Annotated in this window: 27 protein-coding genes and 1 tRNA gene; 8 read left to right on the top strand and 20 right to left on the bottom strand. The window is 49.6% G+C overall.

Annotation, left to right across the window (positions count from 1 at the left end):
* Window positions 1-45: 45 nt before the first annotated feature.
* Window positions 46-1377 (bottom strand): signal recognition particle protein, encoded by a 1332-nt coding sequence (gene ffh, locus AC04MQ_RS15615; RefSeq protein ID WP_226988149.1) that lies wholly within the window; start codon window positions 1375-1377, stop codon window positions 46-48.
* A 188-nt stretch (window positions 1378-1565) separates the two neighbouring features.
* Between ffh and AC04MQ_RS15620 the strand changes: the two genes are divergently transcribed.
* Both AC04MQ_RS15620 and AC04MQ_RS15625 read left to right on the top strand, forming a co-directional pair.
* Window positions 1566-1835 (top strand): hypothetical protein, encoded by a 270-nt coding sequence (locus AC04MQ_RS15620; RefSeq protein WP_148278799.1) that lies wholly within the window; start codon window positions 1566-1568, stop codon window positions 1833-1835.
* Window positions 1836-2184: 349 nt separating this feature from the next.
* The gene (locus tag AC04MQ_RS15625) at window positions 2185-2688 is read left to right on the top strand and encodes a hypothetical protein (protein WP_475392515.1); all 504 of its coding nucleotides are present in this window, start codon (window positions 2185-2187) and stop codon (window positions 2686-2688) included.
* A gap of 57 nt (window positions 2689-2745) precedes the next feature.
* Here the strand turns inward: AC04MQ_RS15625 and AC04MQ_RS15630 are convergent, their stop codons facing one another.
* The 4 genes from AC04MQ_RS15630 to AC04MQ_RS15645 all read right to left on the bottom strand — a co-directional run bounded on the left by AC04MQ_RS15630 (window position 2746) and on the right by AC04MQ_RS15645 (window position 9878).
* Window positions 2746-6261: a hypothetical protein gene (locus AC04MQ_RS15630; protein ID WP_475392516.1), complete on the bottom strand. Its 3516-nt coding sequence runs from the start codon at window positions 6259-6261 to the stop codon at window positions 2746-2748.
* Window positions 6262-6454: 193 nt separating this feature from the next.
* On the bottom strand, window positions 6455-7228 hold the full coding sequence (locus tag AC04MQ_RS15635; protein ID WP_475392517.1) for an ABC transporter permease: 774 nt from the start codon (window positions 7226-7228) through the stop codon (window positions 6455-6457).
* The gene (locus AC04MQ_RS15640; protein ID WP_015091215.1) at window positions 7225-8142 is read right to left on the bottom strand and encodes an ABC transporter ATP-binding protein; all 918 of its coding nucleotides are present in this window, start codon (window positions 8140-8142) and stop codon (window positions 7225-7227) included. The genes AC04MQ_RS15635 and AC04MQ_RS15640 overlap by 4 nt, the downstream gene beginning before the upstream one ends.
* 128 nt (window positions 8143-8270) lie before the next feature.
* On the bottom strand, window positions 8271-9878 hold the full coding sequence (locus tag AC04MQ_RS15645; protein ID WP_475392518.1) for a peptide chain release factor 3: 1608 nt from the start codon (window positions 9876-9878) through the stop codon (window positions 8271-8273).
* A 301-nt stretch (window positions 9879-10179) separates the two neighbouring features.
* Here AC04MQ_RS15645 and trhO point away from each other — a divergent pair, with 301 nt between their 5' ends.
* Window positions 10180-11232, top strand: a complete 1053-nt coding sequence (trhO, locus tag AC04MQ_RS15650) for an oxygen-dependent tRNA uridine(34) hydroxylase TrhO (RefSeq protein WP_475392519.1) — start codon at window positions 10180-10182, stop codon at window positions 11230-11232.
* Between the two features lie 84 nt (window positions 11233-11316).
* Here the strand turns inward: trhO and AC04MQ_RS15655 are convergent, their stop codons facing one another.
* Window positions 11317-12288, bottom strand: coding sequence for a hypothetical protein (locus tag AC04MQ_RS15655; protein WP_475392520.1), 972 nt, complete (start codon window positions 12286-12288; stop codon window positions 11317-11319).
* 136 nt (window positions 12289-12424) lie between these two features.
* Here AC04MQ_RS15655 and AC04MQ_RS15660 point away from each other — a divergent pair.
* Window positions 12425-12501 (top strand) — tRNA-Met (locus tag AC04MQ_RS15660).
* Window positions 12502-12603: 102 nt separating this feature from the next.
* Here AC04MQ_RS15660 and AC04MQ_RS15665 read toward each other — a convergent pair.
* The 7 genes from AC04MQ_RS15665 to AC04MQ_RS15695 all read right to left on the bottom strand — a co-directional run bounded on the left by AC04MQ_RS15665 (window position 12604) and on the right by AC04MQ_RS15695 (window position 16725).
* Window positions 12604-13791, bottom strand: coding sequence for a tyrosine-type recombinase/integrase (locus tag AC04MQ_RS15665; RefSeq protein WP_475392521.1), 1188 nt, complete (start codon window positions 13789-13791; stop codon window positions 12604-12606).
* 67 nt (window positions 13792-13858) lie between these two features.
* A complete protein-coding gene (locus AC04MQ_RS15670) occupies window positions 13859-14164 on the bottom strand; it encodes a hypothetical protein (RefSeq protein ID WP_475392522.1) in 306 nt (101 codons plus the stop codon).
* A gap of 182 nt (window positions 14165-14346) precedes the next feature.
* Window positions 14347-14616 (bottom strand): hypothetical protein, encoded by a 270-nt coding sequence (locus tag AC04MQ_RS15675; protein ID WP_475392523.1) that lies wholly within the window; start codon window positions 14614-14616, stop codon window positions 14347-14349.
* Between the two features lie 130 nt (window positions 14617-14746).
* Window positions 14747-15529: a prohibitin family protein gene (locus AC04MQ_RS15680; RefSeq protein ID WP_475392524.1), complete on the bottom strand. Its 783-nt coding sequence runs from the start codon at window positions 15527-15529 to the stop codon at window positions 14747-14749.
* A gap of 127 nt (window positions 15530-15656) precedes the next feature.
* Window positions 15657-15983, bottom strand: a complete 327-nt coding sequence (locus tag AC04MQ_RS15685) for a helix-turn-helix domain-containing protein (protein ID WP_475392525.1) — start codon at window positions 15981-15983, stop codon at window positions 15657-15659.
* On the bottom strand, window positions 15980-16321 hold the full coding sequence (locus AC04MQ_RS15690) for a hypothetical protein (RefSeq protein WP_475392526.1): 342 nt from the start codon (window positions 16319-16321) through the stop codon (window positions 15980-15982). The genes AC04MQ_RS15685 and AC04MQ_RS15690 overlap by 4 nt, the downstream gene beginning before the upstream one ends.
* Before the next feature lie 167 nt (window positions 16322-16488).
* Entirely contained in the window at window positions 16489-16725 is a 237-nt protein-coding gene (locus tag AC04MQ_RS15695; protein WP_475392527.1) for a hypothetical protein, read from the bottom strand.
* Window positions 16726-16830: 105 nt separating this feature from the next.
* On the opposite strand from AC04MQ_RS15695, the gene AC04MQ_RS15700 reads away from it, so the two are divergent.
* Window positions 16831-17319 carry a hypothetical protein gene (locus AC04MQ_RS15700; RefSeq protein ID WP_475392528.1) on the top strand — a complete coding sequence of 163 codons (489 nt, stop codon included), beginning with the start codon at window positions 16831-16833 and terminating at the stop codon, window positions 17317-17319.
* Here the strand turns inward: AC04MQ_RS15700 and AC04MQ_RS15705 are convergent.
* On the bottom strand, window positions 17316-17507 hold the full coding sequence (locus AC04MQ_RS15705) for a hypothetical protein (protein WP_475392529.1): 192 nt from the start codon (window positions 17505-17507) through the stop codon (window positions 17316-17318). The two genes, AC04MQ_RS15700 and AC04MQ_RS15705, sit on opposite strands and share 4 nt — an antisense overlap.
* Window positions 17508-17726: 219 nt before the next feature.
* Here AC04MQ_RS15705 and AC04MQ_RS15710 point away from each other — a divergent pair, with 219 nt between their 5' ends.
* The 3 genes from AC04MQ_RS15710 to AC04MQ_RS15720 all read left to right on the top strand — a co-directional run bounded on the left by AC04MQ_RS15710 (window position 17727) and on the right by AC04MQ_RS15720 (window position 18705).
* Complete coding sequence (locus AC04MQ_RS15710) at window positions 17727-17903, top strand: type II toxin-antitoxin system HicA family toxin (protein ID WP_475392530.1); 177 nt, start codon at window positions 17727-17729, stop codon at window positions 17901-17903.
* A 212-nt stretch (window positions 17904-18115) separates the two neighbouring features.
* On the top strand, window positions 18116-18322 hold the full coding sequence (locus AC04MQ_RS15715) for a helix-turn-helix domain-containing protein (protein WP_475392633.1): 207 nt from the start codon (window positions 18116-18118) through the stop codon (window positions 18320-18322).
* Between the two features lie 44 nt (window positions 18323-18366).
* Window positions 18367-18705 carry a hypothetical protein gene (locus AC04MQ_RS15720; RefSeq protein ID WP_475392531.1) on the top strand — a complete coding sequence of 113 codons (339 nt, stop codon included), beginning with the start codon at window positions 18367-18369 and terminating at the stop codon, window positions 18703-18705.
* Here the strand turns inward: AC04MQ_RS15720 and AC04MQ_RS15725 are convergent.
* The 6 genes from AC04MQ_RS15725 to AC04MQ_RS15750 all read right to left on the bottom strand — a co-directional run bounded on the left by AC04MQ_RS15725 (window position 18702) and on the right by AC04MQ_RS15750 (window position 24654).
* The gene (locus AC04MQ_RS15725; RefSeq protein WP_475392532.1) at window positions 18702-19262 is read right to left on the bottom strand and encodes a phage tail protein; all 561 of its coding nucleotides are present in this window, start codon (window positions 19260-19262) and stop codon (window positions 18702-18704) included. The two genes, AC04MQ_RS15720 and AC04MQ_RS15725, sit on opposite strands and share 4 nt — an antisense overlap.
* Before the next feature lie 10 nt (window positions 19263-19272).
* Entirely contained in the window at window positions 19273-19794 is a 522-nt protein-coding gene (locus tag AC04MQ_RS15730; RefSeq protein WP_475392533.1) for a hypothetical protein, read from the bottom strand.
* 8 nt (window positions 19795-19802) lie between these two features.
* Window positions 19803-23462, bottom strand: a complete 3660-nt coding sequence (locus AC04MQ_RS15735) for a hypothetical protein (protein ID WP_475392534.1) — start codon at window positions 23460-23462, stop codon at window positions 19803-19805.
* A gap of 291 nt (window positions 23463-23753) precedes the next feature.
* Window positions 23754-24116, bottom strand: a complete 363-nt coding sequence (locus AC04MQ_RS15740; RefSeq protein WP_475392535.1) for a hypothetical protein — start codon at window positions 24114-24116, stop codon at window positions 23754-23756.
* 3 nt (window positions 24117-24119) lie between these two features.
* On the bottom strand, window positions 24120-24383 hold the full coding sequence (locus AC04MQ_RS15745) for a hypothetical protein (protein WP_475392536.1): 264 nt from the start codon (window positions 24381-24383) through the stop codon (window positions 24120-24122).
* Between the two features lie 13 nt (window positions 24384-24396).
* Window positions 24397-24654: a hypothetical protein gene (locus AC04MQ_RS15750; RefSeq protein ID WP_475392537.1), complete on the bottom strand. Its 258-nt coding sequence runs from the start codon at window positions 24652-24654 to the stop codon at window positions 24397-24399.
* Window positions 24655-24656 lie beyond the last annotated feature (2 nt).

The following is a 24656-nucleotide window of genomic DNA, read 5'->3' on the forward strand; positions in this document are numbered from 1 at the left end:
CAGTAAGTCCAAGTTTGTACTTGGATCGTGGTTAAATATCAAGCCCTAAAATGGAAACTTCATTCCGCCCCGGCCCATACCCATTTTCATCATACCGCCCATCATCTTTTTTGCATCCTCAAACTGCTTTATAAGCTTGTTCACGTCCTGAACTTGAGTTCCGCTCCCCTTCGCGATCCTTTGACGACGCGAAGCGTTTAAAATCTTATGGTTATGACGTTCCTGATAGGTCATGGAGCGAATGATCGCTTCAATCTTTTTCATTTCTGCATCCGGAGGGGTCATATTTTTCAGCTGCTTGCTGAGCTCACCCATGCCCGGTAAAAATTTCAAAATACTTTCAAAGCCGCCCATCTTCTTGAGCTGCTGGATCTGAGTCAGGAAATCCTCCAAAGTGAACTCATTCTTCATGAGTTTCTTCGCGGAATCACGCGCAGACTTTTCATCAATGACTTCCTGGGCTTTCTCAACCAGAGACAGGACGTCGCCCATATCCAGGATACGGCCGGCCAGACGGTCCGGGTGGAAGACTTCCAACGCCGTGACTTTTTCACCAATACCCAGGAATTTAATTGGGATCCCGGTCACTTCACGGATCGACAAGGCCGCACCACCGCGCGCATCCCCGTCCACCTTGGTCAGAACCAGACCTGTCAGATTCAGGCGTTTGTGGAAGCCTTCAGCCACGTTCACGGACTGCTGACCCAGCATCGCATCGGCCACCAACAGAATCTCCTGTGGCGTCCAGATTTCTTTCAAACGACCCAGTTCACCCATCAGATCTTCATCGATCTGCAGGCGTCCCGCCGTATCGACAATGACCACTTCGACCATGTTGTCGCGAGCCCATTGTTTGGCTTTTTCCAGAATTTCTTCCGGCTTCATGCCCACTTGGGTTGGGAATGTCGGGATGTTGTTCTGCTTACCCAGAACCTGCAACTGGTCGATCGCGGCCGGACGATAGATATCGGCTGGAACCAAACCCGGTTTTTTATTCAGTTTCTGGCGGATATAAAGAGACAATTTCGCAGCCGACGTGGTTTTACCCGCCCCCTGCAACCCCACCAAAAAGATCACGCTTGGGTTTTCACGAACGTTGATATCAACCGCGCCGCCGCCAAGAACGTTCACCAGTTCGTCATGGACGATTTTTACGAACATCTGGCCGGGATTGACGTTGGTCAGGACATCCTGACCCAGGGCTTTTTCCTTCACCTTATCGATAAAGGTTTTCACCACTTTGAAGTTCACGTCAGCTTCAAGAAGACTCAGACGGATTTCCTTGATGACTTCCTCAATATTGGCTTCGCTGATCTTATGCTGACCGCGGACCTTTTTAAGGCTTGTCATGATTTTATCTGATAGATTCTCAAACATGTGAAACTCCTGAAGGATCATTCTTTATAACAACTCTGACGGAATGACAAAGAACCACCCCTAACGCAGCGCGCCCCGAGAGCGGTTCCAAGGCTCACTTCACTTTTGGAATAATATACTCCGGCGGAGCGTCAATCCATTCTTTCTCCACGCTTTGTGTGTATGAGAGTCCGCAAAGGGGCATTTTTATGAAAAAAATTGTACTTGTTTCTGTATTGGGGACTGCCGCAATCGCAAATGCGCAGACAGGACTAAGAACTACTCACACTACGACAATGGACGGTCTTCGCGACGCCCGCAAACAGATGGAAGTTCAAACTGAAAACTCCATTCTGGAAAAACTGGAAGCACAACGCATGGAAGACGAGAAAAAACGTTTCCGTGAATTTGACTCTTTGAACTTCAGCGTGGTGAACGACGGCACACAAACGTCCGCACCGACGACTTCTTCATTCTAAAAAACCGGAATTTCGCGGATTTTTTCGAAACACTTCCTGGGCTTTTTTGCCAAACGATTGTTTCACAAAATCCCGCGACCGCGATCTCGATTTAACTGAAAAATGGGCGTAAAACTTGCGCCCATTTTTAATTTCTTTTTTGAACCTCTACACGTTTGAAATGGTTTTTTTCTCGGAATTCTGTGGATACACACGGAAAGCCACGGTTTTTTCGTGTCAGTTGCCAATTACATTTTTGTATTTAGACCGTTCCACGAATTTCTTACTAGGTTTTGTCGTGCGCTTTTGGAGTGTTTTGCTCCTTTTGCGAAACAAACAATAACCACACCAACTTTGGTAAGGAGTTCCGATGAAAAAGGTTCTATTCACAATGGCCGCACTTTTGGTTTCTGTCAGCGCTCACGCTGTTCACCAGGGCAGTTCCTGGTCTGAAATCTTCGCGTCCCGCCACGCCGTGGTGACTCATGGGTATCGCTTGGGCGGTATCAAGCTGGAAAATGCCTGTATGACCGACACCGAGATTCGTTCCATCACTCCAACGCGTGAGTGTGCGGAACTGGTACCTCGCCAAGTTGGCAATCCGAACAGTGAACAAGGTGGTTACACTGAGTGGGTTTGTGCCCGCTATGAAACCACAACCCTGGTTGTTGATCGCAGCTATGAGCAACCCGTTTGTGAAGAGTTCACTCCTGCCAACGGCGAACAAACTCCAGAGTGCACACGCTTTGGCTCTAAAACAGTGACTGTGCCTCGCACTATCGACACGCAAGTGATCATTTCTCGTGGCGAAGCAGACCAGTCTTTCTGGAAGCGCTTCACCTTCCCTACTTGTGAAGGCGTATATCCTCACTAAAAAAGCAAAGGCCCTGAATTTTCATCAGGGCCTTCCTTTTTTTTGCGAATGAATCACTTATTGAATTGAAATCTGCGAGGCTGTGCAAGGGTTCGCCGCACAACGCCCCAGCACCATGTTGCCTGAGGAGGTTCGTTCCAGCTCCCCTGGAAGTTCGGCCACCAGATCAGAGGGCAGAAGGATAGAGTCTGTCACTGCTCCGTCCGCAACATTGAGCACCGGCAAAGTTGAAACGGCCTGGCCGTTTAGCGTGGAAAACACACCTTCCAGCAACAACTTCCCGGAAGATACTTCCCGCACCGCCGCGATCAGATTCGGAATCACCATAACATTGGCAATCGTTAACGACACACTGTGAACAAATCCCGCATCAAACGTTTCCTGCGCAACTTTGTACCGGGCCAGCGAAGTGGCGACACCATTGGCTGTACTGATTCCACCGATATACACACTGTCACCGCTGGAGGTGATGGACATTTTCAGATTTAGCATCGCCATAAACGGTTCCGACACCAGTCCCGGGATCGCGGAAAGCGAGTCCTGACCTTTCGTGAACAAGTCAGCTGCATTCTTGATGCGCACAAAGTTCGACCCGGCGACAAAATTCACCGCAGTTTCAGAAAGATCTGTCGCATCCACAATTTTCAGACTTTCAAAATTACCAATCAGGAACATCTGACCGTCATTTAAAACAGCATCCAAAGACCCCGTAGCCATTGTCCCGGAAATCAAAGCATAACGATCAGACTGAAGCTGACCATTTACCAGCGCAAAGGACTGAATCCCCCCGGTCGCGGCAATATAAAGCTGCGATCCGGATTTCAGAATACGGGCCTTGCTTGAGGCAACAAAATCCACCACGCCCGGAACCGGCACATTGGTGACATCTCCACTGCCCGGATCAAAAACAACCACCGAAGAAGTCAAAGGATGTGAATTCAGCTGTGTTCCGTTTTTCTGAACCACCAGAAGCTTCCCATCCACGTCAGCAAGACCCAGAATCTCTCCGTCGAAATCAACAAAACTGAGTGACTTGTCAGCATTGGAAACTTTCAGCAGCGGAGAAACAGCCTGGTCGTTAAAATATAAGCTGGAAAGATAGAAAACAATATCACCGTTGGCCTGTTCAATGGGCTTCGCGTGACCAAAGAAAGTCGCCCGTGGCTGAAATTTAAAATACAAATCAGAAAACTTGCCCGCATCCGTACCGGTCGCCGCATCATAGACATGCATATAGATTTTTTCCGGAAGAGCCGCATCGAAACCGTCGTCATCGCCCGAAGGCACAATGACCTTGTCCTGGAAACGGTACATTCGGTAAGTTTTCCAGTGATTGATCAGGTCATGGCTGTAGTTCGCGCCGTTGCCCCCAAAGTCCTGCACAATGCTTTGCGCTGGCACATTAATGGAAACAAAAGAGTTAATAACTTTGCACGAGGCCGGAAAGCTCGGGCAATTATGAGCGCTGTTGCCGCTGTTGAAGACCGCCGGATCCGCCAGAACGGAAGACCCTGTCATATAAAGAATGTCACCGCTAAGAATCAGTCTGGTTTCAGCGTTGCTGGTATTGATGAATCTTTCCCAGACCACTGACGAATTTGTCACGTCATAAATGACCAGACGGCCGTCATCGGTGTCCCCATGCATGAAGGCCTCGTATTTTGCATTCCTCGCATAACCAAACACATGACGAACCCCGCTTGCAAAAACTGCCTGAGTGATCGCGGTGGGTGGTACGAGCGTGTCGTTGGCGGTATTCACGGTGTAAAGCCCCCCGTCGAAGACGCCGCCATAGTTTGTGCCGGAAAAACAGATTCCAGCAGAAGACACTATATATTCAGAACAAAAGGCCCCTGAATTCACCGGAGTATCCAAGGTGGTGATATTGCCGTTCAAATCGAAAACCAGCAATTTCGCGCTGACAGGATAGTATGCGAAAAGTTCGCCCTGCCACGAAGTGAATTGAGGGTATTCCCCATAGGCCGGAAGAATTGTCACATTCGCTGCCGGACTGATAACACCTGTCACGGCAGCCCCGGTCAGCTTGTTATAGACTTCCAGCTGACGCACACCCGGATGCCAGTTATAAATGAAAAGATAATCCCCAACCATTGAAACGGAGGAATTACCAAACGTCTGATTCACACTTCCCAGAAATGCGTTTCCGTTTTGAGTGTCATAGGTGTAAGCCCCGTTAAAATGAATCAGACTAAGCTGGCCGCTTTCATATTGAATGCTTTGAAACGAATTTATCCCCGGAACGATTTCGGTGGGATAAAACGACGTCACCAAAGATGCCGCCGCCGAAAACTGAAATTCTGCCACCGGCAGATCGCGAACGATGTTTTTTCCCGGGCCGTCGAACGCAGTCACATCCATTGGATAGTCCCCGGCAAAAAACAGCGAGTTTTGTTCATTCACCTGCAGGATTTTACGCGGAAGAAGGCTTGCGTTAGGCACGGTCACAGTCATCACAGGAGTATCATACAAATGCGCCCCCGCGTGGCTGTAGACTTTAAAATAATATTCTTTGGTCGTATCAAACACCGCATTATCAAAAACCATCACGACCACGTAATCTTTAAGGACCTGAACGCTTTCCACCAAAACATTCTGCAACTCGATATCCGCCACAGCGGGGTCGTCCACATAAGATGACGTCAGCTTTCTTAAAACCAGGCGATTATAATAGGTGATTCCCTCATAAACCCGGGTCTGGGAACGATCGACATAAAGCTTGCGTGAAGAAACAGTGGGATCCCACGACTTGGTTGAAAATAAGGTCGTGGCCTGACCGGACTTATTCAGGAAATAATATCCCTTTTTAGGATTACCGTGATAACTGCCTGCCTTTCGAAAGGTCACAGTGCTGGCATCATCCTGAATAATCTCGGCTCCGCCGACAAAAGTGGGATTCCAGGATGTCAGCTGCCCCGTTGCAAGATCCACGGAAAAAGCACCGACCCTTTCAACACCGTTCACCGCCTCAAAAACACCGCTGACGTACAGGCGATTGTTTTTCACGATCATTCCATGCAGGTCGTGGGCCGAATAGCTGGTGCTGGACCAGGTCAGTTTCAATACTGGAAAGGAATTGTCCAGCGTCAGGTCAGGTCGGAATTTTAAAACATTTATCTCTGAAGCCGAGTCCGTGACAGACTTATAAAAGCGTCCATACACATAGATATTGCCTGCAGCGTCCACGGCGTTGGCAAAAATATCACCCGCATATCCCCCCAGACCCACCGAGCTCAATGAAGGGGTTCCGTTGGCATAACTGATCTTTAAACCATGGGAGGCAATATTCGTGGCATTGTTAAAGCTGCCTCCGATAAAGATATTGTCGTCCACGCTGGCGGCAGCCTTCATGGGACCATTAACGATAATTTTATAATTGGAAAGATTTGTCAGCGTCCCGCTATCACCCTCGGATCCGCCATCACCCGTGCCTGGGTCGATGCCGATAGCTTCCTTCAGTTCACCGAAAAATTCGGCGTTCAGGGAACATCCTGACGTGAGCAATGAAAGAAGAATGAAGAATCCAATCATTCTAAAACGTACCAGTATTCGCATAGCTTACTCCGCTATGTAATACATCGGAATATTGCGAGAAAAACCATGCTATTTACGAATGATTCTGTTCCCATTTTCGATGAAAACGTCTCAATCAGGGACACATCACCCGTTCGAAGGAGTCCGCCCGGGTTTATTCAGAAAATATTTTGAAGGAACCTCTGGTTTATCAGCGATGCCATGACGGGTGATCCTACCAGCGCTGGAAGGATCCTTTGCGCAAAGAAAGTCGTGCGACACCATAGAACACACCAATTCCGATCAGGGAAATAAAGGCGGCGGTCCAGACATTCACATCACTGACTCCCAGAATTCCATAACGAAGACCGTTGATCAGATACAGCAACGGATTGGCTTTGGAAACCGCCTGCCAGAATGGATGCAAGTGTTCGATCGACAAGAACACACCACCCAGATAAGTCAGCGGAAGCAAAATGAAAGCGGAAAATGCCGACAATTGATCAAAGGTGTTGGCCCAAAACGCAATGCTGATGCCGATCATTCCAAAGATCAGACCTGCCAGCACCACAAAGAACAATGCTGCCACCGGGTGAGCAATCACCAGCCATGTGCCGTTTTGGTAGTACATGAACAAAGAACCCACAATGTAAGTTATCACCGCCACGATACTTCCGCGAACCAGGGCCGCAAGACTCATGGCCCAGATGATCTCCTGATCGGTGACGGGAGCCACACGCAGATCTTCCAGATCGCCTGAAAATTTGGACGACACAATCGAAGAGGATGAATTCTGAAAAGCATTGTTGATAATACCCATCATCATCAGACCCGGAATCAGGAAGCTAAGATAACTTACGCCCTGGTGTGCAGCCATTTGTTCCCCCAAAGACACACCAAAGATCAAAAGATACAGGAAAGAGGAAATAAACGGCGTCACCACCGTCTGCACCAGAACTTTCAGGAATCGTGCAATTTCACGCTGGAAAATAGTCACAAAACCGGTCATAGCGACACCTGCGATTCTTTCTTGGTAACAAGCTTCAGGAACGCGTCTTCCAGACTGCCTTCCTCGATCTGAACATCGGCAATCAGTCCTGTCGGGATGCTGACTTCGCTCAGGAATTCACCCAGGGTTTTATTCTGAGGCACAACGAAACTGTATTCTTTCCCGTCCACTTCAGTCAGATAGTCAGACTGAATCAGATGTTTTTCGGTCAGAAGAACACGGATTTTTTTATGCGTGTATTCGCGGATAATGGCTTTGGTATCCCCCAGAACCACCAGGGATCCCAGATTGATAATGCCGACGCGGTCGCACAGCTGCTGGGCTTCTTCCAGATAGTGAGTCGTCAGCAGAATGGACATGCCTTCGCCGCGAAGCTCTTGAACAAACTTCCACAGGTCTTCACGCAGACGAATGTCGACCCCGGCCGTGGGTTCATCCAAAAGCAACAGCTTTGGATTGTGAACCAGGGCCTTGGCGATCATCAAACGGCGCTTCATCCCGCCGGAAAGCTGTTTTACTTTTTTATGGCGGTGTTCGTACAAAGACAGTTTTTCCAGCAGGAAGTGAATGCGTTCTTTGTTTTTACGCAGACCATAGTAACCAGAATGGAAGGTCAGGATTTCTTCAACGTCGAAGAAACCGGAAGTAATCACTTCCTGATGCACGACGCCTATTTGTTTTTTTGTGAACATCGGATCATTGCAAACATCCACACCGAACACTTTCACCGTCCCCGAGGTGGGCTTTTCAAGCGTCGTGATGGTTGAAATAATCGTCGTCTTACCCGCCCCGTTAGGCCCCAGCAGACCGAAAATCTCGCCGGGTTTTACGGAAAAGGTCATACCCTTCACCGCTTCGACGGTGCCGCCGCGGTAGGTTTTTCTGAGGTCAGTAATCTCTAATGGCAAATTCATAGTTGCTACTCCAGCTTGCGCGGCTGCCGCCGCTTCAGCACTGTGGCTGCGCCCTACTCCAGCTTGCGCGGCTGCCGCCGCTTCAGTACTGTGGCTGCGCCCTACTCCAGCTTCCGCGTCACTGTGCGCTAGCGAGCGCGCGAGATACTAGTGTGGAATTCCACTGTTGGGTTTTCGCGCTTCAGCCAGTTTAGATCCCATTCCTGATTTACCAGAACAACCGGATTATTCTGCAGATCACGGTACATGTTCGCGCCACCTTTAAGGTCTGTGACTGGTTTGCCATCTTCCGTGCGCGGCCAGCGGGCCACGCCGTATGGCAAGCGGTTCAGCTTCACTTCCAGATTGTACTCGTCCTGCAAACGACGGATCAGAACTTCAAACTGAAGTTCACCGACGGCACCGATGATCGGATCCTGATGGCCGACGATAGGATCAATAAACAACTGAATCGCACCTTCTTCAGAAAGATGGTTCAAGGCTTCATTCATTTTCTGACGTTTCAGGGCGTCTCGAACAGACAGTTTCCCGAACAGTTCCGGAGCAAACTTCGGAATGTCCTCGAAATGAACTTTACCAGAGGCATAAACACAGTCGCCGATAGCAAAGTTACCGGTGTCACCGACCCCGACGATATCGCCCGCGTAAGCATCATCCACAGTTTCTTTGTCAGCTGCGACAAACTGACTGGCATAGGACAGGCGCAGCTCTTTGTCATGACGGGAGTGTTTCACCTTCATGCCACGCTCGAACTTACCAGAGCAGATACGGATAAAGGCAATACGGTCGCGGTGACGCTTGTCCATATTGGCCTGGATCTTAAATACGAAACCAGAGAAGTTCGCATCGCAAGGATCCATTTCCTTGCCATCTTTCAGATGACGAGGTTGTGGGCCCGGAGCGTACTTGGTGAAGAACTGCAGGAATGTGTCCACCCCGAAGTTCTGTTTCGCAGAACCAAAGGTCACCGGCGAAATAGTGCCGTTCAGGAATTCATTCACATCAAATGGCGGCAATGCGCCTTCGATCAGATCCAGTTCTTCCAGAACCTGGTCAGCGGATTCCTTATCCAGATAGTCATAAAGGATTTTATCGTCTTTGCCTTTTTCAAATGGAATGATTTTGTAGTCTTCCACTTCTTCACGGCGCTGATCATAGATCCAGATTTCTTTGGTCAGACGGTTGTAAATACCACGGAAACGCTGACCGATACCCAACGGCCAGGTCACCGGATAACATTGCATGTTCAAAGTCTTTTCAACTTCATCAATCAACGTCAGCGGATCTTTACCTTCACGGTCCAGTTTGTTCACGAATGTGAAAATCGGGATCTTGCGCAGGCGGCAGACTTCGTAAAGTTTTTTGGTACGTTCTTCCACACCCTTGGCAACGTCGATCAGCATGCACGCGGATTCCACGGCCATCAATACGCGATAAGTGTCTTCAGAGAAGTCTTTATGCCCCGGTGTATCCAGCAGGTTCACACGCAGACTGTCGAAATCAAATGTCATCACAGAAGATGTGATGGAGATCCCTTTTTCGCGCTCCATAGCCATCCAGTCAGATGTCACAGCCTTGGTCCCCTGCTTGCCCTTTACTTCCCCGGTTTCGTGGATCACGCCCCCGTGGTAAAGCAATTTTTCTGTCAGCGTGGTCTTACCGGCATCCGGGTGAGAGATGATCGCAAAGGTACGGCGACGCTGAATTTCTTTTTGGATCTGAGGAGTGACTTGCATTGTGGAATCTTTCCTTTGAAAACTCCTTTTTACGGGGAAATCCGACGGGTTACAAGCATTTGCCGCACTGCCCTTGGCGCCCGGAACCCTCCTTGGGTGGATTTGTGCCCAACCTGACGGCGATCATGCCCAAAACCGGGCAATTCATACAGACTTCTCCTCGTTTTCCGGACGGAATGACGAGGCCCCCTTGCGCCAGAACACAAAAGCCCTTATAACCGTCCGACTACTTTGAACTCCCCTTGGTTTGGAGCCAAGCTACCCGGACGCTCGCGCGCCGGCAGGACACGAAGGTGACACAATGTCTGAATCGCTGAACTATTATGTTACGGCTTATTACCGTTTTACTAAACTGGCGGATCTGCCAGCCATCCAAAAAGCTCTGGAAGACAAAGCGGAAGAACTCAACGTCAAAGGACTCGTGATCCTGGGCGACGAGGGCTACAATTCCACATGTGCCGCTTCTTCCATGGAATCTTTTGAAGCCTGGAAAGCGTTCATTCGCGAATACTTCAATTCTCCGGATCAGTTCTTCAAGGATTCAGAATCCACCAAGTCCCCATTCCGCCGCTTCAAAGTCAAAGTTCGTAACGAGATCGTGACCACCGGCATCCCAGGAGTGATGCCTCCGGAAGGTGTCAATCATCACCTGACACCAACCGAGTGGAACAAGGTCATGAAAGAAGAATCTGACTATGTGATGATCGACACGCGCAACTGGTACGAATACAAAATCGGAACCTTCAAAGGCGCCCTGAACCCGAACATTGAAAAGTTCACAGAATTCCCGCAATACATCGAAGCGCAAGGAATTCCTAAAGACAAAAAAATGCTGATCTTCTGTACTGGTGGCATTCGTTGTGAAAAAGGCATCCTGGAACTTCAGGACAAAGGGTACAACAACGTCTTCCAGCTGGACGGCGGTATTCTGAACTATATGAAAGAATACCCGAACGATCAGTTCGAGGGCGAATGCTTCGTCTTTGATCACCGCGTGGCGGTCGATCAGAACCTGCAACCATCCACCAAGTTCGGCCTGTGCCCGCACTGCGGTCAGCCTGCGACAATCAATGTCGACTGCAAACGCTGTGATTCCCATGCGCTGGTTTGCGAAGACTGTGTCAAAATCGATTACGCCAAAGACACTTGCTCAAGAAACTGCGCTTACCAGCTGGAAAAACATCCGGCCCGCAAGGGTCAGAAACAACTGGTGCCGTTTGAAATCGAAAAGATGAAAGCCGAAGGCAAGGACACCGGAACAGTTCCGCAGATTCGTGTGACTCGCACCAAGTACATTTCACTCAACAAGAACGGCGAAGCGGAAACCCGCTCCACCAAAGAAACTGCTGAGTAGGCGCCAGCCACAGTTCTGCAGCGGCGGTTGCGGCGGTCGCCACAGTGCTGCAGCGGCGGTAGCCGCGAAAGCTGAAGTAGCTTTCTATTTTCCTGAGGGGGCTTTCTGAGCCCTCTCAATATCCCGCGCAAACAAGCTGACAACCCAGGAATCATTCACACCCACGCGGGTGCTGTTGAATTGAACTTTGACCTTGGAGCGATAAGCCGGATCATAGCCGATCGCCTTGGCATCAAGACCCGCGCTGTCCAAAAACCTGGACATCTCGGCGGAGGCTTCATCAGCATTGAACTCGCCCCCGGCATTGATGTTCTTTTCCATCTGATCACAGAAATCCAAAGTTGCTGAGTCACGCGCCAGTTCGGGCTTCGCTGCCACGGCCCGGGCCAGATAGTGCATGTTATAGCTTTTTTGCAGAATCTGATCCATGTCGACTGTGTGCTTTTGCAGGTAATCACCCGCGCGATAGATTTCGTAATAGAACTCAGCTTTTTTCAGCAGACCCTGATCATTCTTCGCATCGGCGCTCATGATCTGTTCCACCACTTGTTCCATACCTGGTGCACGGAAGATGAATCGCAAGATAGGTGCTGCGGTTTCAACCATCGGGTCATGATTTCCATCGGACAAACTGCTGAAGAAGTATTTCGCGGAAGCATTTTGCGGATCACGCAAAAGCCCGCTTTGTGCTGCTTTTTCAAGATTGCGACAACCATCCACCAGGGGCTTGCGAGGATCCGCGAAATCCTTCAGCAAAACATCCACGGTGTCTTGCGCCAGTTTTTCACGGGCATTCATCGCTGGTGTGGCCGCAGGTGTTGCTGAAGACGTTTCCGCGGTCGCGGAAGATTTATCAGAAGTGTTAGCTGTTAAGGATTTCGCAGCATCCGTGCTTGAGCTTTGAGCAGTTTTTTGCAGTGCTGGCGGAGTCAGGGCTTTTTTCAGATCAGAAGCTGAGGGAAGTTTGGAAAGGCCCCAGAATAAAAAACCCACCAGACCCACTGCTGAAATAACAAAGCTGATTCCCAAAATTTTTAGCAAGTTTTTCGCATTCATATTCATGCCTCCTGCAACACAGTCGAACTGAACCATGAAACACGAGCACTGACAATGATACATGGTGCTATATTAAAATTATTAATAAGAGGGGTTGACCCCTCGGCGCTTTGCACCTATACCTATGTTTCCTTGTCGCGGGGTGGAGCAGTCTGGTAGCTCGTCGGGCTCATAACCCGAAGGCCGTAGGTTCAAATCCTGCCCCCGCAACCATTTTATTCGTTAGTTATATCAAGCCCTTGCGAGTTTCCAGACCTCAAGGGCTTTTTTATTTCCTCTCATCGTTGACAGACATCTGACAGACATCCAGCCGACCTACGCCGAAACTGGACGAATCAAACTCAAATGCCCACGTCTTCCCTTTTGCTCTTTCGGCGCCGGTGGCGGCGGCAAATCCCCGTCGCTCCCCTTCGCTGACAAAGCAAACTTGTTCGATACATCCGAGATCTGACTTCCCAACGCGTGCACATACTTCATGGTCGTAGAGATATCCTGGTGACCCAGAACATCCCTAGCGGTGGTCACCGTGACCCCGGCAGCAAGCATCAAGGTAGCGGCCGTGTGGCGCATACCATGGAACACCAGGAGCTTCCCGCCCCACTCAATAACGTCGTTGTAGAACACGAGGGCGAAGTTATCGTGGGTCATCGGGGTGCCATCGGGATTGGTGAAGTACAGATCCGTCGCTTTCAGCTTCCAGAACTTTTCAAGGTCGCGGAGCTCGCGGATCAAATCAGCGGATGCCGGCACTTTCCGGTGGCTCTTGCCTTTGGTTTCCCGGAACGTTTTCGATTTCGCATCAAACTGCTGACGAACCAAAATCAGATTGCTGGAGGTTTCCACACATTTTGGCCTGAATGCCCAGAGCTCGCCGGCGCGCACACCGGTATTCAGAGCGGCCATGTAAGCGACATACTTGTAGCGCTCCGTCGTCCCGCGTGGATACTTCTCATTTGCAAACTGCAGGAAGCCCAAGGCCTCCTCTTTCGTCCAGAAGTCGATATCCACCGCTGGTGGTTTCTTTTTCTTGTAAGACGCGATCGGACTGTTCGCCAGGCGCTCGTTCTCAACAGCAAAGTTCAGCACTGACTGGATCCATCCTATTTTCAGATTGATTGTCTTCTGACTATTTCCTTTGTTGCGGAGTTCGCCTTCCACCTTCTTCAGGAAGACCTTGGTGATATCTTTGATCTGCAGCTGATGAAGCTCTTCGAACTCTTTCAGGTACCCGTTGACGTTCGCCTGCCACCCTGGGGCACAGACGGGGTACTGATTCTCCATCCAGAAATCAATCTCAGGGCCAAAGAGCTTGTGCCCCTCACCTTTGTTGGAAGTGGGATTCTGCGCTTCTTTCAGAAGATCATCGAAGCTTTCATTGCCAAGATAACGGCGAACGAAAACCTCCCCGAACGTTGAAAGAGTGATGCATTTCTTTTTAAAATCCTCGATCTGCTTTTTGTTTTCAAAGCGGCGACGGGCTTGCAGGGCATTCCTGCCATGCATCCAGAGCCTCAACTCCAAACAGTTTTCGGATATTGTTTTGGGTGCGGAAAAATTCATAGGATTCTCCTCAGTTGCCCCAGGAGCCTACCCATTCTTTTAGGACATCACGACGAAGCTTGGTCGGGCTTTTGGGTGTTCGCTTTGGAGCAAACAAGCCGGCCGGCACACCGTACTTCACTGGACGATAATTCCAGTCGTATACCGTGGAGACCATGGCCAATCCCAACTCTTCAACCTGCTTCGGCGTGAGTAATACTGGCAAATTGTCAAAGATCGAAGCCGCTTCTGTATCCTGCGACTTGACGACTTTCAAGAGGTTCAGGGGTTTTCGAGTCCCCTTTGCCAAACTTAATGGATTACGCTGTGCGCCCATATCTCCCCCTCAATTAAATCCCCAGTCCAAACCCCTCAGTTTGCCTTAGGCCACGCCTGGAGAACCACGTTCTATGAAGAGGTCTCCCTCACGCCCTCAGCGAGCCAGCACTCAACTCTTGCGAAATAGCCCATCTGCTACTCCCCCTCGGAAGGGGATCGGAGTGCTGGCTCGCTCAAAGCTCACCATTTTGAAATATTAAAAAGTAAGAAAATACGTTCGATGACAACAAACGCAAAGTGCAATAAGACTGCAGCTGCCAAACCAAAACCTCTTGCATGAGCCTTGTGACAGCTTTTCGCAACGACCCAGTGTAGATGGTACTCATCCTTATGCAGTCGAGCCTCCTGAATCTCTCGTCTCTCTCTCTCAGAGTCTGAAAAATTACTAACTGCAGCCGCAACAACCCCTACAGCCGTTGCAATCAGAGCGAAGCGCAAAAAGTTTTCCATTTCCCCTCCTAAGCGGTTCCCCGCAACCCTCAGTAGACCTCTCTATGTTCGACAGGAGAACCAACCTATCGTCCCGGGAGGGGCATCACAGAGAGGTCTACTCAAGATCCCCGCCGAAGCGGGGATAAGACTACTGTGCCTTCTGAAGGCTCTTGAAGTCGATCATTGGAATAGACTCGCCAAACATGTACTGCGGAAGCGCGCCATCCCACTTTTGCACCATTTCATAGGCAACTAGACCCTTGTTCTGCGAAAGCGCCTGGGACTTGATTCGCATCGCCTCCGCTGCAGCCTTCGCCGTCAACACAGTCTGCTTCGCAGTTTCCTCAACCTGGACCGTTTGGTTTTTCGCTTCTTGTGCCTTCTGAATGGCAACAACCTTTGCGACGACGGCCTGCTCATAGGCATCGTCAAAATCAATGTTGGTGAACTGAAGATCCGTAACGACAATATTACGACTCATCAAAGATTCACGGATCTGCTGGAGAGCCAACTTGGTTGCAACATCTCTCTTGGAGACCAGGTCATCAGCTTTAATCTGACCGATGGCATCCTTCAAACTACCCAAACCAGTTGGAACAACAACCTTCTCCTCAACATCGCCCTTACTGCCAAAAGCCTTGTAAAGCTGATGAACTTTGGTCGGCTCTGGGTACCAGGTGAGCGCAAACGCGACATCCGCACGCTGCGTGTCTGCAGTAAAGACTGACGTCGTGCCTTCGACCTTTTCCTCACGCACCGAATACTCAAAGATGCTCGATGAGAGTGGATTGTAGAAGTAAAGCCCCTCCGGAAGTGGCTCCCCTTGGATCTCACCATACTTGGTTTCGATACCACGATAGCCGGTATCCACCTGCTCGACTCCACAAGCAGACAGACTCAATGCTGCCAATACTAACAATAGATGCTTCATTCGCTCCCCTTTCCTGGGTTGTTTTGTTGATTCTGCTTTTTGAAAATATAGGCCTTCAGAATTAAATGACTCAGAAACCCGACAAGAATAAAGAATGCGATAGCGACAAAAGGTCCCATTCTGCCCCCTATTGAATACTTCTCTGAACGCGCACCCCCGGGAATGACGTCTGTTTCCACGTCGTGGCCTCGGCAAACTTGCGACGCATATCTGTGGTCAACTCCTGAACTGCTTGATTGAGAGTCGCTTCAAAGATCAACTCGGGATCCATATTGTAAAGGTCACCCAACTTCTTAAGAGACTTCACCGGCGGGTGAGATAAACCCCGCTCCCAATTTGAAATAAATTGCGGGGTATCATACCCAAGCTTGTCAGCGACATCTCTTTGCGAAAGACCGGCCGCCACTCTCTTTTTCTTCAGAAGGTCAGCAAGAAGATTCCTTTGGCGACTCATAGACCCACCGCCTTTAGATATGACGGGTGTTGGATAGCGACCTCTACGCATTCTGCGATGAATGACGTGAAAGACTCCGAGAATGTGCCAGGATCAACATGAAGCTCCATGCCTGATATCTCATCGAACACCGAGTACCCAACAAACTGCCCCTGCGAATTGATGTCTATGAAGCCGTAGTGCTGCATACTGCGATCAGCCTTCGTCACGGTCAGAATCACATACCACAGCCTGCGCTCAGATTTAGCATCGTTGGTTTTGTACTGCCGAGGCTGATCGATCTCGACCTCGTGATTAACCTGATTCTTTTTGCATATCAGAACGACTTTCCCGCGCACGAACCCTCCGTAAAAAAAATCAACAACCGTAAAAACAATACAAGGCACCGGCGACTAAACACGAATCACCACCTAAACTGCATTCAGTTGTGCTATTTGTTTCCCTGTGAAGTTCCCCTAGAACTTGATCCAGCCCTTACTCTGCAAAGTAAGAGCTCTGTCAAACCTTAGGAAGCCTTCTCCCCACCCACTGCAATGGGTGCGAAAAGTTTGTCTTCCTCGGCACCGAATCCTAAACAGATCTCGATGCGAGTTTTCTCCTTTACGTCGCGCTTGTAAGTACCATTCACAAGCCCGGAAAGGAGTGTTTTGCTTACGCCCGTTTTTTCCGCAGCGGCCTTGTATCCACCTGCTTGAAAAATCAGAAGTCTCAGTAACTGCTGGTTCACACGTCGTATCTTCATTGATCACAAAAGTATCCATATCGGAAACTTTTGTCAACGATCAGTTACCATTTCGTAATCTCTCAGGTCTCCGTATGAGCGTATCCTGTTGATTACAGAGGCAAAATGAAAAAAGAAAAATTTGGAATTTTTCAATATAACTTCAAGCGTCTATTAGCCCTCAAAGGGTGGGATTTAGCAGACTGCGCCGCAGAAACAGGCATCGCCCTGGGTTCGCTGAAGAAGTATTCCGCTGGCTATCGAGAGCCAGATACTGAGTTCAGAAAAATTCTTGAGGACACTTTCAAGGTCGAGACTTTTGAGTTCTATCGCCCGATCTCCGGCGACTTGCCCACGCCGCCACAAAGCATTTCAGAGCTCACTGGCGCCGACATCAAAGCCCTTGTGCTGGAAGCTCTCGAAGAAGCCCCAAAACAAAGTCAACTCACTGATGGTGACATCGAGGTTCTGGCCTGCGCACACAAAATCCCAGCCGACATCCTCAGAATGCTGTCCACTCAGAGCAGCGTATACTTCAACTCCCTACGCAGAGAATTGCAATTAAAGACCTTAGTAAAACCGACACCTAAAAAGAGCCGCAACTCAGCCAACTAGTCCTCGGAATTCGACACAACCAGCTTAAGTTCAGTCCGGCGGGGACAGTTTTCGCGACGCTCAAGCTCTTCTACGACAGCCACCTTCGCCACTTCGAAGTGCAACAGAAGATCATTCAGGTCATCATCGCCCAACTCGTTAATTTTTCTTATCAGATCCCCGACTATCGTCAGTGTCTTATCAGGCAAGCGGTCAACCTTTTGCAAACTCGCTTTAGATTATCAACAAGAACCCGTTGAGATCAGCCATTTTGTCCGCACACTAGACCTCTTGTCCTCCACCACGATACGAGCAATCCCTCAACTCGAAATAAACCGCCTGCCACTTTCAAATTAAACAATGTCTCATTTTGACCACCTACCACATATTTGTGTGGACTTACCACGTATATGTGTTACTATGATTATATGAAAAAGCGTGATCTAGAACGAAAAGCAAGGGGCCTCGGATGGTGGAAGCTAAGGGAAGGCGGAAACCACGAGGTCTGGACGAACGGAACAATCACGGAGCCGATACCTCGACACAAAGAAATAAACGAGATGTTGGCAAAAAAGATTCTAAAGAAAATGGCAGGTGCAAAATGAGAGTAGCAGGGAATTTAAAGAAAGAAGGAAAATGGTGGGCGGTAGAAATACCGCTCTTGGATCTAGATACCCAGGGCGCCACAAAGGCAGAGGCTTACGCAATGGCGAAGGATGTCGTGGAAACCATGGTCAACAAAGAAGGCTTTGAAGTAACAGTGATTCCTGTCGGGCCGTATTCTTTCATTGTCGATGCTCCGGACACTAAGACTCTCATGTCCTTCATCCTTGAACGCAGAAGGCTGGCTATTGGCCTTAGCGCATCCGAGGTAGCAAGACGCATGGGTCAAACCTCCCCGACCGGCTATGAGAGATATGCTAAGGGCCTATCCCAGCCCTCAGTCGAAAAGTTCTTTTCTATCTTGAAGGTGATGGATGCTGAGACTGAGCCGGTGCTGACAATAATACAGAAAACATCCTAAAGTTTATTTGCGCCAACCCGAAACGTAAAAAGACTGGAGTGCTTATGAAAGCTCAAACTATCTTCTTTTCTTTCCTAGCTCTAACATTAAACGCATGCAGCCAAGATTCCGACACCACAACATATGAAGTGGTAGAATCATCCTGCACTATCCCGGCCACAACTTTAGAGCTTGAAAAAGAATACTTGGTCCTGAATCAAGATGGAAAAAAGTATGTCGCAGAAATTAAAACCACTCCTGGCCTAACTCATGGCTTCAGTATTCAAGTGAAACGTTTTCTTTCTGGATCCCCAGATTGGGAAAATAATTTCTTTGTAACTACAAGCGGCGACCAAATGACTTTCGAGGGGGCGGCTTGCACCCACACCCTCGAAAAACTCTAGAATTTGATCATCTTTGTAGCAACCAGGTAAGGCTGCATATTGTTGTGATGGCCATTTCCACCAGCGTTTTGATTCGTGGCCGTCGCATTAGCAATTGCTGGCTGCGCATTGGTACTGCCTCGAGCACCACTATCTCCCCTAAGAATGTCACCAACAATAGCTCCACTCCCCAACTGCAGGCTTACTTCACGCATGGTTGTTGAGTGGGAGTGAGCATCTTGAACGTGACTATGAGGATTCTGGGTGTGGGTGTGACTCGGCATCTCCGCCTCAGTCAGCTGATGCGTTTCCTCCCCGCCGTATTGCCCGAGCGTTCTATTGCTCAGCCCCGTACCCTGCCCCGAACCAATATCCCCCCTGCTTCGTGAATCTGGCAGACGGAAATTCGGCCCCTCGCCACCCCATGTGTAACCGATCGCTTCAAAGAGACGCGGATACACACTCACCTGAAGAAGCTGTCCCTCCTCTTTCAGAAAACCGAATGGAACGACGCCGCCACCGTAACCAACTCTTGTCCCTGCCGGCAGGCTCGATCTAATTGTTACGCTCACATCCATGCTTACTCCCTTACGTCTTCACGTAGTCAATGCGGACCATGAATCCAACTCCACGCATCTGCGCCTGAAGAATGTCGAGTCGAATAATATCCCCAGCTTGAATCTGACTAATAACCGGATCCAACTCAGCATTTGTAGATGAAGCATCATCCCCGGCAGTAGACAGAACACTCGGTTTTGTGGTGAACACACTCGAATATCCAGGCGCAGTCGCCCTCTTCACCTTCAAGTCAATTTCTGTGGTTCCCGAGGTCCCGGCCTTGTCGATGATCAACCGAATACCAGTAACTATAAAATTGAAGTTCGTCGTAGTCTTCAAAGCTCCAACAGCTGGGATCGCCAAATCACCAGGTTCCCCATAGGTGCCATCAACCCTCAGAATCATCGCCGGATAGACAGTCGCGGACCCGCCCTCCATTGCAGTAGTGCGCTCCTCCAACAACTCCAAATTCTGCTTCACCTTCTGAGCAGTTTCACTGGATACCGGTTGGCCCGTTTCAATTTCAGAATCCGTTATCTCCTGCCACGCCATTGCATCTCCTACCAATACAGATTCGTATCGAACGAACCTGATTCACCATTGATCAGGCCTTCGTTATCCTTATAAAACCCGCCCAACAAGCGAGTTTCGTCTGAAGCGCCATCCCAGTTCTGTTTTGTGTCTGTGTATTTTGCGACCCGGTTGAATGCATTCGATAGATCGATGGCTGTGATTTCCACCCCATTGCCTCTCTTACCGACTGCTTCAACCATCATGATTTTGACCTTAGATTCACCACCCATTCGCTGATACAGCTTCGGGTGACTCACAAGAATCACGTCATTAACTTGCAGCTGTGCCGCCTGAAGCTTCGTTGAAATCGTAATGCGATTCTCTGCCTTCTCCAGGATAAAGACCCAGCGCTTCGCCAGGCGCTCAGCATCCCTGATGTTCTGACAATAGGTGGCCACAGTCTTACTCTTCTGAGTGTTCAGAATGTACTGCGCCACTTCGGATTCTCTGCTGGCAGAAGAATTCAGTGGTCCCTTTGTCAGATAGTCATACTCGCGTTCGGCATACTCCACAACGGCCGTGCGGATCATGTTCGTATTGGATGAATCGACAGAAAAATCCAAGATGTCAGACTCATCCAGACGCAATACGACTTTGGCGCTTGGCTTAAGCTTTGAATATTGCAGCTTGAAATCATTACTTTGAGTCAGCACTCCCAACACAGAGCTGTTGATTCTGTTGATCACCTCTCGATAAGAAAGTGACGCTGCCTTATCAGAGAAGGTCTCTGGAATCGAAAGGGCCAACTCTTCTGCGAAGACCTCGGATGCGGCCGCAAAACTGTCGTAGTCAATATGTCCAGCGGATCCCGCCCCCTCCAGAATATCCCGAACAATCTCCGGAGCCCGCGTCAACAGGGCGCCGGTGATTGTTCCATCCAACGTCTTGCCGTATACATCGCAACTCAAGACATCTGAGTCACCGAAAACAAAGCTTTTGTACTGAAGGATTTTGCCGGCAAACGGATTAACAGCCACGCCCTCTTGGGTGACCTCAATCACAAGTCCAGCGGTTCCCAAATCGATCTGAGTTCCCACCGAGTCCTCTACCTCCGAGGTGATCAAAACTCCTGATGGGGAGAAGTCTGCCGTCCAGCGCGTGCTGTCGTCTTCGATGGCGGCCGCAAGTGACTCAAAGAATGTCTCTTCACTGTCGCCGGGGAGGATCCCGCTAATCTCCTGGTAAGTATCCGCACCGACCAGTGGCGCAGACGCGCCCTCGTCGCCGATATCAAAGAAGAAAAGACGTGTCTTGCTTACTCCTTCCCGGTAAGGCAGCACGAAGTATTTGTTATGCAAATCATAAAGGCATTTCCCGTCTTGAATCCGGGTCAAAGACTGGCCATCACTGATAGCACCAATGGATACGGAAACCATTTCCCCTTCCAGTAGAAGCCCATCCGTGCCCACTGCAGAAACTGTCCAAGCCCCATCAGCCGCCAATGCATCCATGATGCAATCCCGAACAGCCTCAGAGTCATCGTCTGTGATGACAGTGCTCACCTCAATGGCCCGATCACAGCCGTGGCTTGGCTCCAACGTTCCCGAGTCATCGATGTCAAACCAAACTGCAACGGTACCGGCACCATCGTGGACAACCACAAACTGCCCATCTAGACTGTCTGCCACATCACCGGTCACCTTCATACGCTGCTTTGCCCGGGATAAGTTCTGAACTGTAAACCCGATATCATCAGCTGGCTTTGCCGGCGGCCGCACACCAATACTGGTGCTTTGAATAGTGAGGATGTCCCCGATGATCGAGCACACAAACTCCTCTTCGGCATCCAGCTCCAATTTCTGTTTAACCTTTTGAACAAAAACATACTGGGAGTCGCCGGCGACTAGGGTGGTGATTTCAATAGACCGATCACAACCGTGTTCCGGCTCATCAACTCCAACGTTTCCTATATCAAACCAGATTGCAACAGATCCTTTGGAGTCATATATCCGAAAGAACTTACCATGCAGATTTTGAGTAACCGGTGCCCCGCGAAGTTGATACTTTTCACGATAATGAGCCAACCCCCCTACAGCCATCAATTGCGGCAGGGATCCACCACCGGCGATAGAGTCCCCAAGGTAAGGCCTGGTCAAATGGATCTTGTTGTTTTCCACGGACAGAACCTGGTAGAAGTCAGTAGTCCCTTGAGGCCTAACTTTGTAGCCGGCCTTCAAGTACGAGGAGAAGCTGGCCCCATCACCCTGCATGAACGTGTCGCCGGTGTTCACCGTAATTCGCTCTGGGGATTCCAGCAAAGGCGCCCTGTTGGCTTCAGCCTGCTCGCTGAGGATTAGGCGGCCTGACATAGGGTCACAGTCGTAGTCGGCCTTGTAGGTCAATTTAAGATCATTCATCCGCACATTCTGAACACAAGGGCGGTGCACAACTGTGTCTACGGGATAAACGATCTGAGTTGATGTGGCCAAGGTCACGGTGTTCCCGTTCACCACCTGGCGGACCCGTACGAGCTCCCCTTCCGGATACTCACCAATCCATAGATCGTCGCCGTCACTGATGTCCTTCGTGGTGTCCAGGACCAACCGTTGGGTCGTGGTTCCCTGCTGAAGACGAAACACCGGCTGGCTCAATGCGTGCCCAGATAGCAGCCATAAGCGGTTTATAAAGCTCTTATTGACCGATGGCACCACTTCTATTCGTCGGGTCATATTAACGCCGGCAAAGGCCTGTGTAAGCTCCAGGAGGCTATCAGAAGGAACCTTCGCCACCGTGTATTCCACCCCTGCTACAACAATCTTATCGTTCGGTACAACTTCCTTTTGATACTGGCTACCCGCCCCGATCACGGTGGTTGAATTAAAAAAGAACGTAGCTTCTCCCGAAAGTGGATAGGACTTATTCAGGACCTTGTCCAGGTTCACAGGCCGGAACCCCTGAAGTCGGCCGTAGATGATTCTTTGTTTCGCACTGGCAAGAGCCGGGTCACTTCGCATGCCCAGATCCCCAACACTTTGCAGAGTGAAGGTAGAGCGCAGATTGTAAAGCAAGTCCTTCATGGATGCCTTGATATCGCGCGAGGAATAGTCTTTTGAGTCGATATATCCGCGAAAAAGAAGCTTAGCCTGAGAGGCCGTCAGATTCGGATTCCAGGAATAAATCTCCCCGATTTGGTTTTCAAAATAGATTGAGTCAAAGTTCTTCTGCCAGAAGTCGGAATCGTTATGGAAGGTCACGGAACCTGAACCTTCAATCGCAGAAGTCTCTTCGTTGGTCACATCCAACTCCACACCGAAATGCGAAGTGGACTTGATTTGAGGTTCGAAGTAGACCTCGAATCCTTCCTGCAGATCCCATGGCAAAGAAATTCCTTTGTCACTGAAGAAGAATTTCATTGTTGCCCGAACAAAAGATCGATTCGGGGTTGTGCCTTCTGGCACCTTTATAAGAAGTTTCCTATTTTTGCGATCGTTAAAGTACGAGTTTTCAGTCAGATCCGCGGCCGACGCCTTTGAAACAAGTTCGGCACCGTTGATCGTAATCGACAAAAGGACAGCAACATCGAAGTTCCCAAGCTCATAGTTCGCCCCTACCAGTGAGAACCCACTCAATCTCTTACTGCCCGAAAGAATGGCGAGCGTCACCTTCTCTGAAGATGCTGCATTTTGAAACTCTTGATACGTGTTCACGATCTCACCTATGGCATTTTTTGAAGTGCACTATCAATGGCCAAGAACAGATCATCAAACGCGCCGACAAGCTGTTTACATTGAGCCATCTGACAGTTCCTCTGAATAGAGATCCTTTGCTTTTTCCAGTCTTCTGACGTCAGCACAATCCCGCGCTTCTTAATCTCATCACACTGGGTTTTTGGGATTCTCGTTTTTTTGTGAGTCAAGACTGTCACCTGGTAGCAATCGCCCGACCCCGGCAACGTTACCATGGGACCGATATCTGCAATCTGAAAAGACTGACAGGCGCTAAGGCCTAGGGCGCTTACCGTAAGGCAAAGCTTTATCAGCGGCTTTGATAACAGCATCGTCAATCTCCTTGATCTGTTCAGGTGTCAGATTCGGTGTGGTTTCAACTTTCTTCAGGCCGGCATCGATGGCATTGTCCAGGGCATTCTGATCCAGCTCCCCATTGACATAAAATGCACCGATGTTGAAGAGGATGAGCCCTCGGTTCGCAAACCAATTGGCAATGAACTCGAGCAAAAGATCCGTCAAAGATCCAAGTCTAGTGATCCATGCCGTATATGGGGATGCCGCCAGGGCGCCGCGGAGACCCGCAGCACCCATGCGCTTAATCCCTTTGAAGTCGTACTTTCCGGAGACTGCCACGACTTACTCTGCCAAGAGCTTCACAAGCTCTTCTTTATACTCAGCCTTGACCTTCTCGATCAGCGGCTTATCCCAGTCACCAGGAATTGCTTTTTCAAGCTTATCCAAGGCACTGTCGAGGGCCTTCGTTGCTGGCTCAACGACTTTAACAATCGGGTATTCAACGGAAACTTCCGCCTTCAGGTTCTGGCCAGAAACCCCCAGTTGCGCTGCAACCTTACCGCCATCACCGCCAACTGCCGCTTCGTATCCTACGATCTTTTTCAAAATAACCTCCCTGTTATTTTATGCCCACATGGGCTTTGATTTTCTTTAGTTCCGCTTCGATTGTCGTAAAGCGCTTCTCCCCGTCGTCGATCTTTTTGGTAAGATCCTTCAGGGAAACATTGAGTTCTGTAATCGACTGGGTCATGCTGTCGAACTTACGCTCAAATCTCTCCAGCTTGCTTTCGAGTTGAGTAACCGCAAAAGCCATGGTCACCGCAATAAGAGCCACTGTTTTCCCAAAGCTTAAGATTTCAGATCCAACTTTGTTCATGC

The sequence above is a fragment of the Bdellovibrio sp. MYbb2 genome (genome assembly GCF_056175685.1).